The sequence below is a fragment of the Rossellomorea marisflavi genome (genome assembly GCF_009806575.1).
GTDB lineage: Bacteria > Bacillota > Bacilli > Bacillales > Bacillaceae_B > Rossellomorea > Rossellomorea marisflavi_A.
The window spans coordinates 3,418,658-3,430,433 of the sequence record NZ_CP047095.1 but is presented as its reverse complement, the minus strand read 5'-3'; the positions used below and the strand labels follow the sequence as shown (position 1 = coordinate 3,430,433).

General features: G+C 48.8%; 15 protein-coding genes. 9 read left to right on the top strand and 6 right to left on the bottom strand.

The window, feature by feature from the left end; translation table 11 throughout:
- Nucleotides 1-100: 100 nt before the first annotated feature.
- The 5 genes from D5E69_RS17850 to D5E69_RS17835 all read right to left on the bottom strand — a co-directional run bounded on the left by D5E69_RS17850 (nt 101) and on the right by D5E69_RS17835 (nt 2,273).
- Entirely contained in the window at nt 101-655 is a 555-nt protein-coding gene (locus tag D5E69_RS17850; RefSeq protein ID WP_249931510.1) for a hypothetical protein, read from the bottom strand.
- Entirely contained in the window at nt 622-747 is a 126-nt protein-coding gene (locus D5E69_RS23900; protein WP_262370562.1) for a hypothetical protein, read from the bottom strand. Before D5E69_RS23900 ends, D5E69_RS17850 begins: the two co-directional genes overlap by 34 nt.
- Nucleotides 748-1,264: 517 nt before the next feature.
- Entirely contained in the window at nt 1,265-1,573 is a 309-nt protein-coding gene (locus D5E69_RS17845; RefSeq protein WP_048013296.1) for a hypothetical protein, read from the bottom strand.
- 97 nt (nt 1,574-1,670) lie between these two features.
- Nucleotides 1,671-2,009 (bottom strand): spore coat protein, encoded by a 339-nt coding sequence (locus D5E69_RS17840; RefSeq protein WP_048013295.1) that lies wholly within the window; start codon nt 2,007-2,009, stop codon nt 1,671-1,673.
- Between the two features lie 12 nt (nt 2,010-2,021).
- Nucleotides 2,022-2,273 (bottom strand): ferritin family protein, encoded by a 252-nt coding sequence (locus D5E69_RS17835; RefSeq protein ID WP_048007070.1) that lies wholly within the window; start codon nt 2,271-2,273, stop codon nt 2,022-2,024.
- Nucleotides 2,274-2,502: 229 nt separating this feature from the next.
- Here D5E69_RS17835 and D5E69_RS17830 point away from each other — a divergent pair, with 229 nt between their 5' ends.
- Entirely contained in the window at nt 2,503-3,420 is a 918-nt protein-coding gene (locus D5E69_RS17830) for a proline dehydrogenase family protein (RefSeq protein WP_048007069.1), read from the top strand.
- A 57-nt stretch (nt 3,421-3,477) separates the two neighbouring features.
- Nucleotides 3,478-3,975 (top strand): GNAT family N-acetyltransferase, encoded by a 498-nt coding sequence (locus D5E69_RS17825; protein WP_048013294.1) that lies wholly within the window; start codon nt 3,478-3,480, stop codon nt 3,973-3,975.
- 32 nt (nt 3,976-4,007) lie between these two features.
- Here D5E69_RS17825 and D5E69_RS17820 read toward each other — a convergent pair whose 3' ends face one another.
- Nucleotides 4,008-4,139, bottom strand: coding sequence for a YuzL family protein (locus tag D5E69_RS17820; protein WP_082139392.1), 132 nt, complete (start codon nt 4,137-4,139; stop codon nt 4,008-4,010).
- Between the two features lie 201 nt (nt 4,140-4,340).
- Here D5E69_RS17820 and D5E69_RS17815 point away from each other — a divergent pair, with 201 nt between their 5' ends.
- The 7 genes from D5E69_RS17815 (at nt 4,341) to D5E69_RS17785 (ending at nt 11,774) form a co-directional block, all read left to right on the top strand.
- On the top strand, nt 4,341-6,725 hold the full coding sequence (locus tag D5E69_RS17815; protein ID WP_283957836.1) for a 3-hydroxyacyl-CoA dehydrogenase/enoyl-CoA hydratase family protein: 2,385 nt from the start codon (nt 4,341-4,343) through the stop codon (nt 6,723-6,725).
- Between the two features lie 23 nt (nt 6,726-6,748).
- Complete coding sequence (locus tag D5E69_RS17810) at nt 6,749-7,927, top strand: acetyl-CoA C-acetyltransferase (RefSeq protein ID WP_048007066.1); 1,179 nt, start codon at nt 6,749-6,751, stop codon at nt 7,925-7,927.
- A 63-nt stretch (nt 7,928-7,990) separates the two neighbouring features.
- Nucleotides 7,991-9,775 carry an acyl-CoA dehydrogenase FadE gene (locus D5E69_RS17805; protein ID WP_048007065.1) on the top strand — a complete coding sequence of 595 codons (1,785 nt, stop codon included), beginning with the start codon at nt 7,991-7,993 and terminating at the stop codon, nt 9,773-9,775.
- Between the two features lie 346 nt (nt 9,776-10,121).
- The gene (locus D5E69_RS17800; protein ID WP_048007064.1) at nt 10,122-10,478 is read left to right on the top strand and encodes an arsenate reductase family protein; all 357 of its coding nucleotides are present in this window, start codon (nt 10,122-10,124) and stop codon (nt 10,476-10,478) included.
- Nucleotides 10,479-10,573: 95 nt separating this feature from the next.
- A complete protein-coding gene (gcvH, locus tag D5E69_RS17795; RefSeq protein WP_048007063.1) occupies nt 10,574-10,957 on the top strand; it encodes a glycine cleavage system protein GcvH in 384 nt (127 codons plus the stop codon).
- Between the two features lie 88 nt (nt 10,958-11,045).
- Nucleotides 11,046-11,279: a YusG family protein gene (locus D5E69_RS17790; protein WP_222115231.1), complete on the top strand. Its 234-nt coding sequence runs from the start codon at nt 11,046-11,048 to the stop codon at nt 11,277-11,279.
- 135 nt (nt 11,280-11,414) lie between these two features.
- Entirely contained in the window at nt 11,415-11,774 is a 360-nt protein-coding gene (locus D5E69_RS17785; RefSeq protein WP_048007061.1) for a toprim domain-containing protein, read from the top strand.
- The last annotated feature ends 2 nt before the right edge of the window (nt 11,775-11,776 follow it).

The window sequence follows — 11,776 nt, the reverse complement described above, 5'->3', positions numbered from 1 at the left end:
GGGATGCAGATAAACGCCTTCCTACAAATGAATTACAATAAAAGCCCGTCCCAGTGAGTGGTGCCACTCGCCGGGATGGGCTTTTATCGGTGCGCATGAATCAGCACCTGTATTGTACATCCGGTTCAGTCAGATTGTAATAAGTGGTCCTGACCTCCGCCGTCCAGAAGGCAAAGACCTCTCTCCAAGATACGCTCTCGAAGAATTCATCCACGGTTTGGTTCTCTGAATCCCATTCGATCAACGTGTTGAGTGGTGGGATTCCTCCTAGCCATAGACCGTTCGTCAAATCTGTTCCTTTCTCCCTGACCAGAAGGATCGGGATGCCTCGCTGGAAGGCCATCGCGGGCTCGATCTGAGCAAAGCTGGATCCCTGCCAAAATGGTTCAGGAGAAGGTGTCCCTCCTACGTTGGTATCCACCACTTCTACTAGAAAGCGGCGGAAGTTCATTGCCAGCATGCCGTAGCTTGATGAAACCAGTCTTCGGACGTTGGTTAATATGGTTTCAGGGTAGTTTTCGGTAATAGGGCCGGTTCGTGGAAAGAGAAGGGCTTCTTCCATCTCGGCGATCAGCCGATTAAGGAAGCGCTGCTGACGGGGATTGAGGGTGTTGGTAGTACTTAAGAAAACAGGAAGACGGAATGCCCTGTCCATACACTCCTTGTGAACCATGCACGTTTCGTCATGATCTGAAGAAGCAGGAGGACCTTCCCCTCTTTGATGTCTTCGGTTTCTTGCCATGTCATCACCTCCGTTTCTAGTAATAGTGTATGAAAATGATAGAGAAGTGTTCGGACTATTTCTGTGGAATTTAGAAGAGTAGATTTCCGAGTATCGCCCCTTACCGATCGGCGATTCCCCTCTATGAAAAAAACGCCCTGATAAAAGGGCGTGGGTAGTGAGTGTGCAGAAGTAATTGTCCGAGCGAGTCCTAAGTGAATTGGCCATTTTTCCTCAGGAGAATGCAAAAAAAGTAGGAGTGAACGATGTCCACTCTGTGATGGTAATGGGTGGTGTATGTGTGAAAAGGTGGATTGCCAGAAAGCGATCACCCCTCCAGATGCAGAGAGTGCAGTGCAGCGGAGGTTACCCGACTCAGCTGGACCGCACACCCATGGTAAGCGGGTGGCCGCAGCGGAACGGAACGGACTCCTGTCCCATCCCTTTTCAAGCTTCCTATCTGATAGCACTCACCGATGAACGATGCCTTCTGCTAGGGTTCATAAAGAGGGATTCTCTGTAAGAATAGAAACGCCCCAGTCCTTACAATTGATCCAGATAGACAAAAACATCCTCTTTATCCATGCTTGAAGAGGCCTTCAATACTTTCCATCCCTTCAGCCTGCTTCCACACTGGAAGGATTGCTTTTCGCCTTCTGATAGACGGAAGGGGATTTCTTTGCTTTTGCACCAGTCGATCTGCAGCTGTATGACGTGTTCTCCTGGAGGAACGGGTATCTCTTCAGTGCCTCCATTTTTAATTTCACCTATTTTTTCCCCATCCACGTAGATATCATAACTGCGCATTTTGTTCATGAATTGTGATTCTCTTGAAATTGTAATCGTACCCATTCTTTCCTCTCCTTTCACCTTTTTGATAATCATACCATGCCGGACGGTCAGGAGCAGAAAAAAAGCAGACAGGAATGTTCGCCTGTCTGCTGTATCGTTATTGAATGGGTCCGTTCTCCTTATAAGGGAACTGAGCTGCGGTCTGCTGGTGTTGCTTGAGGGACTGCTGCAGCGTTTGGTTATCCGCAGCTTCCAGTGAATACCAGCCTTTTCGGAACATTTCGTTGTAGATGTCCCGTTGGGCGTTCTGGGTTTCCGTGAACACGGAGAGGATATCCTGGTACAATCCATCGTGGCTCGCTTCATTCAACGCGGTCCCATAGGAAGCGGTCATATGCTTCTCCAGTGTCAAGATGTCGGTCATGAAATCCCGATCATTCATCTGAGGGGTATCAGGTACTTGGGTCTTGGGGTTTTGAATCTTGGATTGATCCATGTAAATTCCTCCTTATTGTTGCATCGTATGCTTCTGAAGATGATTCATCAATTGTTCGTAATGACGCTGATGCATTTGACCGCATCGATCCAGCAGGGAGCGGATGGATGGATCCTGTGTGTGGGCAGCGGCAAAATGGCATTTTTTCATGGCATTGAGGTTCCACGCCAGCATATCGTTTATATAAAGGGAATCCTTTGTTGTGATCACTTGCGGCGGTTGTTGATAGACGTTGCCTTGGGAAATATTCATTGGTTGTTCCAAAATGGGTTCCTCCTTTACTTAATGGGCGAACAGGTCTTATTGTGCCTCCATACCCATCAAGTATTCAGCTTGAACGTTCTCCTGATAAAGTAATCAAAGGCTATATTCAAAATCGACAAAAGGTGATAGAATGTTGGTAAATATGATAATTGTTTGAACATTTTATTTTTTGGCATTAAAGAAAACGTTTTCCGGATAAAGATAATTGTTCTACAGGGGGCATAACAACATGGAACAGGCAATGCGTAATTTCTTTCTATTCCTTTCAAAAAATAAATCAATGACGAAGCTCGCCAAAAAGTATGGTTTGCGATTCGGTGCCGCACGTTTCGTGGCAGGATCATCGATCGTCCAGGCAACAGAGGTCATACGGGAGCTCAACAAACAGAATCTTGCCGTCACCATCGATTACCTTGGTGAATTTGTGGATAACGAAGAAGAGGCGAATGCCATGGCGAAGGAGTGCGTAGAGGCGATCCGCGCCATCGGGAAAGAACATCTGAACTCCCAGTTGTCCTTGAAGATGACGTCCATGGGGCTGGATATCTCAGAAGAAGTGGTCATGAAGAACATGAGGATGATCCTCGATGAGGCCACAAGACAAAATGTATTCGTCACCATCGACATGGAGGATTACGGACGATGCGGCCAGACCATCGATATTTTCAAGAGGCTCAAATCCGAATATGACAACATCGGTACGGTCATTCAAGCCTATCTATATAGAACGGAAAAGGATATCGACGATCTTAATCACTATTCACCCAATCTGCGATTGGTGAAGGGGGCATACAAAGAATCCCCTGAAGTGGCATTTCCGGATAAAAAGGACGTAGATGAGAGCTTCAAGCGCATCATCAAGACCCACCTCCTTAACGGAAATTATACCGCCATCGCGACTCATGACGATGCCATGATCGAATACACGAAACAGCTCGTTGAAGAATATAACATCCCTTATGATCAATTCGAATTCCAGATGCTGTTCGGGATCAGGGTGGAGCGTCAGCATGAACTCGTGAAGGAAGGATACAAAATGCGGGTCTATGTTCCGTATGGTACCGACTGGTATGGATACTTCATGAGGAGGCTCGCTGAAAGACCGGCAAACGTCGCGTTTGTTCTAAAAGGGGTCATGAAGAAATAAGAATGTCAAGGACCCCTCAAATGGGGTCTTTTTGGTTGGAGAGAATGGAGGGGTGGGATGGAGTTTATACCGATGGAGATCCGCAGTCCTTATTTTCCAAGGATGGTGAGGTTGTACAGCAGACTTTTTAACGTGGAACGCATACCGATGGAGATCCAGTTCAGAAAACATGCGAAATACCCGGGGCATGAAGGGTATCTTGTGGTGGAGAATGGGGCTGTCATCGGATACATTTATGGTTACACGTCACTTGCCGGCCAATATTATCACGATCTTCTCGCCCGGCATCTGCTGCCTGATAAAGAATGGGTGAGGCATGCCATGGAACTAGTGGAGCTGGGAGTGGCTCCTGAACATAGAGGGAAGGGGATTGCAGGGAGACTCATGGATGCCCTCCTTGAAGGAAGAAGGGAAGAGAAGGCGCTCCTGACCGTCAGGAAGGAAAATACAGGTGCGATCCGATTTTACGAAAGAAAAGGCTGGGTGGTCGTAAAGGAAGGATTCTACCCCCATGTGCCGGAAGAATATTTCATCATGGGCAAAAGACTTACGTAAACAGGCGTTCCCTTTAGGAAACGCCTCTCGCATTACGGTTGTTTTTTGTATTGGTTGTTCTGGCTATTGCGCTTGCCGCCAGGTTCAGTACCAGGACCGGCATCACCTTTGATGCTGGCTGCGCTGACCCCGCCTTTTGATGGATCCTTCTTATGTTTGGCCACGTTTCTCACCTCCATCCTTAGCGTGCCCGCAGGCGGAGAGGGAGATGTACCGTTAACAAAAAATAGAATTTTTAAACGTTTAAATATTGCGATAGTTTTGATTTTCGTTTATATTATAGGTAACAGAAACTCATTCGGGTCTTTTTTTTCGACATAAAATGAATGAGTATTCATTCAAAACCTTCAAAGGGGGAAAATAGATTGGTACGTAGAATTCAGAAAGCGGCAGTATTGGGATCGGGTGTCATGGGTTCCGGCATCGCTGCACACCTTGCAAATATCGGGATCCCCACCATGCTTCTCGACATCGTCCCTAAAAACCTCTCCGACAAAGACGCAGCAAAAGGATGGACAATGGAGCATCCTTCTTTTAGGAACCAATTTAGTGAAAACGCTTTAAAGAAGCTATTGAAACAAAAACCGGCACCACTCACGGTGAAAGGGAATCTCAGCTTGATCACTCCAGGAAACCTGGAAGACGATCTTGAATCATTGAAAGACTGTGATTGGATCATTGAAGTGGTCGTTGAGAACTTGGATGTGAAAAAACAGGTGTTCGAGAAGATCGAGCCGTTCAGAAAAGAGGGGAGCATCATCAGCTCCAATACGTCCGGTATTTCCATCGAAGCGATGAAGGAAGGGCGATCTGAGGACTTCCGCAAGCACTTCCTCGGCACCCACTTCTTCAATCCTCCCCGCTACCTGAAGCTGCTGGAGGTCATCCCGACGGGCGAAACCGATCCTGAGGTCCTGTCATTCATGAAGGAATTCGGCGAAGATGTGCTTGGGAAGGGCGTCGTCCTTGCGAAAGATACGCCGAACTTCATCGCCAACCGTATCGGGACGTACGGCCTCCTCGTCACAGTACAGGAAATGCTCAAAGGCGGATACAGCGTCGGCGAGGTGGACTCCATTACGGGTCCTGCCATCGGACGGCCGAAGAGTGCGACATTCCGGACCCTTGACGTTGTGGGGCTCGATACATTCGCCCATGTGGCGAAAAACGTGTACGACCAGGTGGACGGAGATGAGAAAAACGTATTCGAGATCCCGGCCTTCATCCAGACCATGCTTGAAAAAGGGTGGTATGGAAGCAAGAGCGGTCAGGGTTTTTACTTGAAGCAGGGTAAAGAGATCCTTGAGCTTGATCCGGAAACACTTGAATATGGCCCGAGGAAAAAATTGAAAACGGCCTCAACAGAGCTGAGCCGTAATGAAAAAGGCTTGAACAATAAGATGAAAGCATTGGTCTATGCCAAGGATCGTGCTGGTTCCTTACTATGGAATATATTATCTCCGGTCCTTCTCTATTCCGCAGAGCTCCACGGTGAAATTGCCGACGATATCGTTGCCATCGACCAGGCGATGAAATGGGGCTTCGGCTGGGAAAAGGGACCGTTTGAAACATGGGATGCCATCGGGGTGGAGCGTTCCGTCTCTTTAATGAAGGAAGAAGGGCTGAACGTCCCTGTTTGGGTAGACCAAATGCTTGAAGCAGGATTCACGACGTTCTACAGCGAAGATGAATCGGGCCAGCGCTCCTTCTACCACGAAGGAAGCTACAGAGCGGAAGAGAAAAATCCCAAGCATATCAGTTTGAAACAGCTGAAGAAGCAAGGGAAAGTCATCAAGAAAAACACGGGTGCCAGCCTGATCGATATCGGCGATGGCGTAGCACTCCTAGAGTTCCATTCTCAGAACAATGCCATCGGCCTCGACATCCTTCAGATGATCAACTCATCTGTTGACGAAGTGGAGAAGAATTACAAAGGCTTGGTGATCGGGAACCAGGGCAAGAACTTCTGCGTCGGGGCAAACCTCGCCATGATCCTCATGGAAGCGCAGGATGACGTGTACGAATTGGATATGGTCGTCCGTCATTTCCAATCGGCGATGATGAAGATCAAATATTCATCCAAACCGGTTGTGGCTGCACCATTCGGTATGACTCTCGGAGGTGGAAGCGAAGTTTGCCTGCCGGCAGCCCGCATCCAGGCAACCATGGAAACGTATATGGGACTTGTTGAAGCCGGAGTCGGATTGATCCCTGGTGGGGGAGGCAATAAGGAGCTTTATATGAAGCACCTGCAGGACCTTCCGAACGGAGTGGACTTCGACCTTCAGAAGGTAGCGAATAAAGTATTCGAAACAATCGCCATGGCAAAGGTGTCCACGTCGGGTGATGAAGCGAGGGAAAACAACTTCCTCAATAAGCGTGACGGAGTGAGTGTCAATCAGGATCACCAGCTCTATGATGCAAAGCAGGCAGTCCTTGCCCTCCATCAGACCGGGTACCGTGCCCCGCAACGCAAAAAAGTGCCGGTGGTAGGCGAAACAGGCTACGGGACATTATTGCTCGGAGCACAGGCCATGCTTCATTCCGGGTATATCTCGGAGCACGACCTGAAGATCGCCAAGAAGCTTGCCTACGTAATTGCAGGCGGGAAAGTTCCATTCGGTACGGAAGTGGATGAACAATACCTTCTGGACCTTGAACGGGAAGCGTTCCTCAGTCTTGTAGCAGAACCGAAATCACAGCAGCGGATGCAGCATATGCTCGTTAAAGGAAAACCATTGCGCAACTAATCGAAGGAAGCGGGGGAATCATCATGCGTGAAGCAGTCATTGTCGCCGGTGCTCGTACACCGGTGGGGAAATCAAGGAAAGGTTCGCTTGCCGGGGTGAGACCGGACGATCTTGGAGCACTGGTCGTCAAGGAAACGTTGAAACGTGCAGGCGGATATGAAGGGAACATCGATGATCTCATCATCGGCTGTGCCATGCCCGAAGCTGAGCAGGGGTTGAATATGGCCCGTAACATCGGAGGTCTTGCGGGACTCCCGGACACGGTACCTGCCATAACCATCAACCGTTATTGTTCTTCCGGTTTACAATCCATTGCCTACGCGGCGGAGAAAATCATGCTTGGCCATTCAGACACAGCCATCGCAGGCGGTGCAGAAAGCATGAGCATGGTCCCGATGATGGGGCATGTGGCGAGACCGAATCCAACCTTGGCTGAAACGGCTCCTGAATACTATATGAGCATGGGCCACACAGCCGAAGAAGTGGCCAGGAAATTCGGCATTTCACGTGAAGATCAAGACGCCTTTGCAGTTAAAAGCCACCAAAAAGCGGCCAGGGCCATCGCTGAAGGGAAATTCAACGACGAAATCGTTCCTGTCGATGTCGTGAGACGCTCCGTGTCAGACGCCAACAAACTTGTGGAAAAATCCTTCTCATTCGCTACGGATGAGGGGGTTCGGGAAGGAACGAGTGCCGACGTACTGGCAAAACTTCGTCCGGCATTCAACGTAAGGGGATCGGTCACCGCCGGGAATTCATCCCAAACGAGTGACGGGGCAGCTGCGGTCATGGTCATGGATCGCGAAAAAGCAGGCTCTCTTGGACTTCAGCAATTGGTGAAATTCAGAAGCTTTGCCGTTGCAGGTGTTCCACCTGAAATCATGGGGATCGGTCCTGTTGAGGCGATTCCAAAGGCACTCAAGATGGCTGGGCTTGAGCTCTCAGACATCGGTCTGTTCGAATTGAATGAAGCATTCGCCTCCCAGTCCCTCCAGGTGATCCGTCATCTTGGTCTGGATGAAGAGAAGGTGAACGTGAACGGAGGGGCCATCGCCCTCGGGCACCCACTTGGATGCACGGGATCGAAGCTGACCCTCACCCTGATGCACGAGATGAAAAGACGCAACGAACAGTTCGGGATCGTCACGATGTGTATCGGTGGCGGAATGGGCGCCGCGGGAGTCTTTGAACTGATCGGCTGATGCGTATCAGCCAATGAAGAATCACACTATTCTATGAAACCAGAGAAATTGGAGGAGACCAAAATGGCAAATCAAACAGATAAATTGATCAAAGGCGGAAGCTTCCTGATTGAAGATGTTACGTATGAGCAGGTGTTCACGCCTGAAGACTACAGCGATGAGCACAAAATGATCGCCAAGACGACGGAGGACTACGTACTGAACGAAGTCGTTCCTGTCATCGAGAATCTTGAAAACCACGAGTTCGATCACTCCGTGCGTTTGTTGAAAGAAGCGGGTGAACTGGGACTACTCGGTGCCGATGTACCAGAGGAGTATGGCGGACTCGGCCTCGATAAAGTAAGTTCAGCCCTGATTGCAGAGCGTATGTCCAGAGCAGGAGGATTCTCGATTTCCCACGGTGCCCACGTCGGGATCGGTTCTCTTCCAATCGTCCTCTTCGGGAATGAAGATCAGAAAACAAAGTATCTGCCGCCTCTTTCCACGGGAGAAAAACTTGCAGCGTACGCCCTGACAGAGCCTGGATCCGGATCTGATGCACTGGGGGCCAAAACGACGGCCAAGCTGAACGAAGCCGGGACTCATTACGTATTGAACGGAGAGAAACAGTGGATCACAAACTCAGCGTTTGCCGATGTCTTCATCGTATACGCCAAGATCGATGGGGAGCAATTCTCTGCCTTCATCGTAGAGAAAGATTTCCCTGGCGTATCCACAGGGCCGGAAGAGAAGAAGATGGGAATTAAGAGTTCCTCCACCCGTACGCTGATCCTTGAAGATGCAGAAGTACCGGTTGAAAACCTTCTTGGTCAGGCAGGGAAAGGGCACATCATCGCATTCAACATCCTCAACATCGGCCGTTATAAGCTTGGGGTGGGGGCAGTCGGAGCGAGCAAGCGTGCGCTTGAAGTAACGGTTGCCTATACGAATCAGCGTCAGCAGTTCAAGACGCCAATCTCCTCTTTCAACCTGACAAAAGAAAAGCTTTCAACGATGGCATCCAAGCTATATGCCGCAGAAAGCTCCGTCTACCGTACGGTCGGTCTCTTCGAGGACCGGATGAGCAAGCTCTCTGATGAAGAAGTCAAAAACGGGTCTGAAGTGGCCAAATCCATTGCGGAATATGCGATCGAATGCTCACTCAATAAATTCTTCGGTACGGAAGTGCTGGACTACATCGTGGATGAAGGCGTCCAGCTTCACGGTGGTTACGGGTTCATGCAGGAATATGAAATCGAGCGACTCTACAGGGATTCCCGCATCAACCGGATCTTCGAGGGGACGAACGAGATCAATCGCCTCCTTGTACCAGGCACCTATTTGCGAAAAGCCATGAAAGGTGAACTTCCACTCCTTCAAAAAGCACAGGCCCTGCAGGAAGAACTGATGATGCTTATGCCTGAAGAAGTGAGCGACGAGCCTCTTGCACAAGAAAAGTATCTTGTACGCAATGCGAAAAAGATCGGCCTGATGCTTGCGGGACTTGCAGCACAAAAATTCGGTAAGGACCTGGAGAAAGAGCAGGAGGTCCTTGTGAATATCGCCGACATCGTCTCAGAAGCATATGCAATGGAATCCGTGGTACTGAGAACCGAAAAAGCAATTGCATCGGCCGGTTTGGAGAAAGCCAAGCAGAAGCATCTTTACACGCAGATCTTCTGTCAGGAGGCTTTCAATAAAATCGAGCAGCATGCAAAAGAAACGTTGGTGGCGACGGAATCAGGGGACACGCTCCGCATCATGCTGTCGGCCTTGAAAAAATTCACCCGCCACACGCCGGTCAACGTCATCGCCCTCAAACGCGATGCATCCGTGAAACTGATCGACGCCGAAAAATATATCGTGTAAGGAGAAGAGGGCTGCCTGTATGCAGCCCCTTTTTCATGGAGGCATATAGAGTGTGAAAATCGAGAAAGAGCCCGGTATGCAGAACAGAATGTCACTTCATGCAGAGCATGTTCAACCATCACCCCATTTCGCCCCAATGTGATAACTGCGGGAGAGACACTCCAGGCGGGAACGTGTGCAGGTTGCGCAATAACAGGATAGCTGAGGAAGGAAAATCTCTCATTAAATGTAACAGACCATAATGGCCGGTCATTTCTCTACAACATTCGACAGCCGGTATTGTTCGCCAAGGACAAAAACGGATATAATGAAGAGGAAAGCACTCAAACGAAAGGTGGTGAAAACAATGGCAATCACATTCTATTCCTACCCTAAATGCGGGACATGCCGCAAGGCGAAAAAATGGCTTGAACAAGAAGATGTTGACTTCAACGAAATACATATTGTCGAGGAGCCACCGTCTAAGGAAACGCTGAAAGAACTTTATGAAAAAAGCGGACTGCCCCTGAAAAAATTCTTCAATACAAGCGGCATGAAATACAGGGAATTAGGCTTGAAAGACAAGATAAATACCGCCTCAGACGACGAACTCCTCGAACTACTGGCTTCAGATGGGATGCTGATCAAGCGCCCCCTCACGACCAATGGTCAAAAGGTGACCCTCGGCTTCAAGGAAGAAACGTTTGAAGATGCTTGGAAGTAATGGAAGCAACAGAATATTTGTGCAAGACTTCCTTGCTTTTCTCTTAAAGAATGTGTCAATATTAGTTTGTATAACTAGCATGTGGAGGGATAAAGATGAGCACACCGAAAGAACTGCGTTATTCAGAAGAACATGAATGGGTAAAGTCCGAAGGCGGTAACGTCCGAATCGGAATCACAGCATTCGCACAATCAGAACTTGGTGACATCGTCTTTGTCGAGCTGCCGGAAGTCGGCGATGAAGTCAAAGCGAACGAGCCTTTCGGAAGCGTTGAATCGGTCAAGACCGTTTCTGAACTTTACGCTCCTGTATCAGGAAAAGTGGTCGAAGTGAACGAAGACCTGTCTGACAGCCCTGAATTCGTCAACGAATCTCCATACGAGAAAGCATGGATGGTTGTTGTGGAACCTTCAGACGCTGGTGAAGTGGACAAACTGATGACATCTGAAGAATACGATAAAATGATCAACGAAGGCTAAAACAGGAACACCTTGGGATAAATTCTCAAGGTGTTTTTTTATCCGGAGGGGCAAGATAAATTCAACCTTTAAGGAAAGGATGATGGTCATGCTTACACCCAAACAGGCCGATGTGACCGATCGTGTCATTGGAAAAGTGAAGGATGGCTCCATTGAGCTGTTCCTCGATAACCAGTCAATCGGGAAAGTCCCCCTTTCGTTGGAGGGGATCAGCATGCAGCCGAATTTCGAGGCGAAAGAAAACAAAATCTACCAGAGCTATACCTCATCAGAAGGGCATGATGCCCGCTATACGGATTGCGATGAAGGTGGATGGTGTTAGAATGACATCGGGGGATCACCCCCGGTGTTCTTTTGGATCAAATCCTTTGCAAAATCCCACTGACATGAGAAAATAGAGATAATAAGTGGATCCATCAAATCTTTTACTACTTCACTGAAAGTCAAGGTGATTGTCATGGAAGTCGTGGATGAAAAAGTTCTGATCGTAGAAGGGACATCCGACAAACGAAAGGTTAAAGATATCATCAGTGAGCCCGTAGAAATCATCTGTACCAATGGTACGATCAGTCTGACCAAAATGGACGAACTAATCGATTCATTATTCGACAGGGATGTATACATCTTGGTGGATGCCGATGAAGCCGGTGAGAAACTCCGCAAGCAATTCAAGCGGGAGTTCCCCGAAGCGGGTCACCTGTATATCGACAGGATGTACAAGGAAGTGGCGGCTGCCCCTGAATATCACCTCGCTTCCGTCTTGATCGGAGCCAACATTGATGTCCACAAACAATATCTTGGAAAAAGGATGAATTAGCT

Coding starts and splice junctions, on each gene's coding strand:
- D5E69_RS17850 (WP_249931510.1), bottom strand. CDS start 655: ATGGACAGGGCATTCCGTCTTCCTGTTTTCTTAAGTACTACCAACACC.
- D5E69_RS23900 (WP_262370562.1), bottom strand. CDS start 747: ATGACATGGCAAGAAACCGAAGACATCAAAGAGGGGAAGGTCCTCCTG.
- D5E69_RS17845 (WP_048013296.1), bottom strand. CDS start 1,573: ATGGGTACGATTACAATTTCAAGAGAATCACAATTCATGAACAAAATG.
- D5E69_RS17840 (WP_048013295.1), bottom strand. CDS start 2,009: ATGGATCAATCCAAGATTCAAAACCCCAAGACCCAAGTACCTGATACC.
- D5E69_RS17830 (WP_048007069.1), top strand. CDS start 2,503: ATGGAACAGGCAATGCGTAATTTCTTTCTATTCCTTTCAAAAAATAAA.
- D5E69_RS17825 (WP_048013294.1), top strand. CDS start 3,478: ATGGAGTTTATACCGATGGAGATCCGCAGTCCTTATTTTCCAAGGATG.
- D5E69_RS17810 (WP_048007066.1), top strand. CDS start 6,749: ATGCGTGAAGCAGTCATTGTCGCCGGTGCTCGTACACCGGTGGGGAAA.
- D5E69_RS17805 (WP_048007065.1), top strand. CDS start 7,991: ATGGCAAATCAAACAGATAAATTGATCAAAGGCGGAAGCTTCCTGATT.
- D5E69_RS17800 (WP_048007064.1), top strand. CDS start 10,122: ATGGCAATCACATTCTATTCCTACCCTAAATGCGGGACATGCCGCAAG.
- gcvH (WP_048007063.1), top strand. CDS start 10,574: ATGAGCACACCGAAAGAACTGCGTTATTCAGAAGAACATGAATGGGTA.
- D5E69_RS17790 (WP_222115231.1), top strand. CDS start 11,046: ATGCTTACACCCAAACAGGCCGATGTGACCGATCGTGTCATTGGAAAA.
- D5E69_RS17785 (WP_048007061.1), top strand. CDS start 11,415: ATGGAAGTCGTGGATGAAAAAGTTCTGATCGTAGAAGGGACATCCGAC.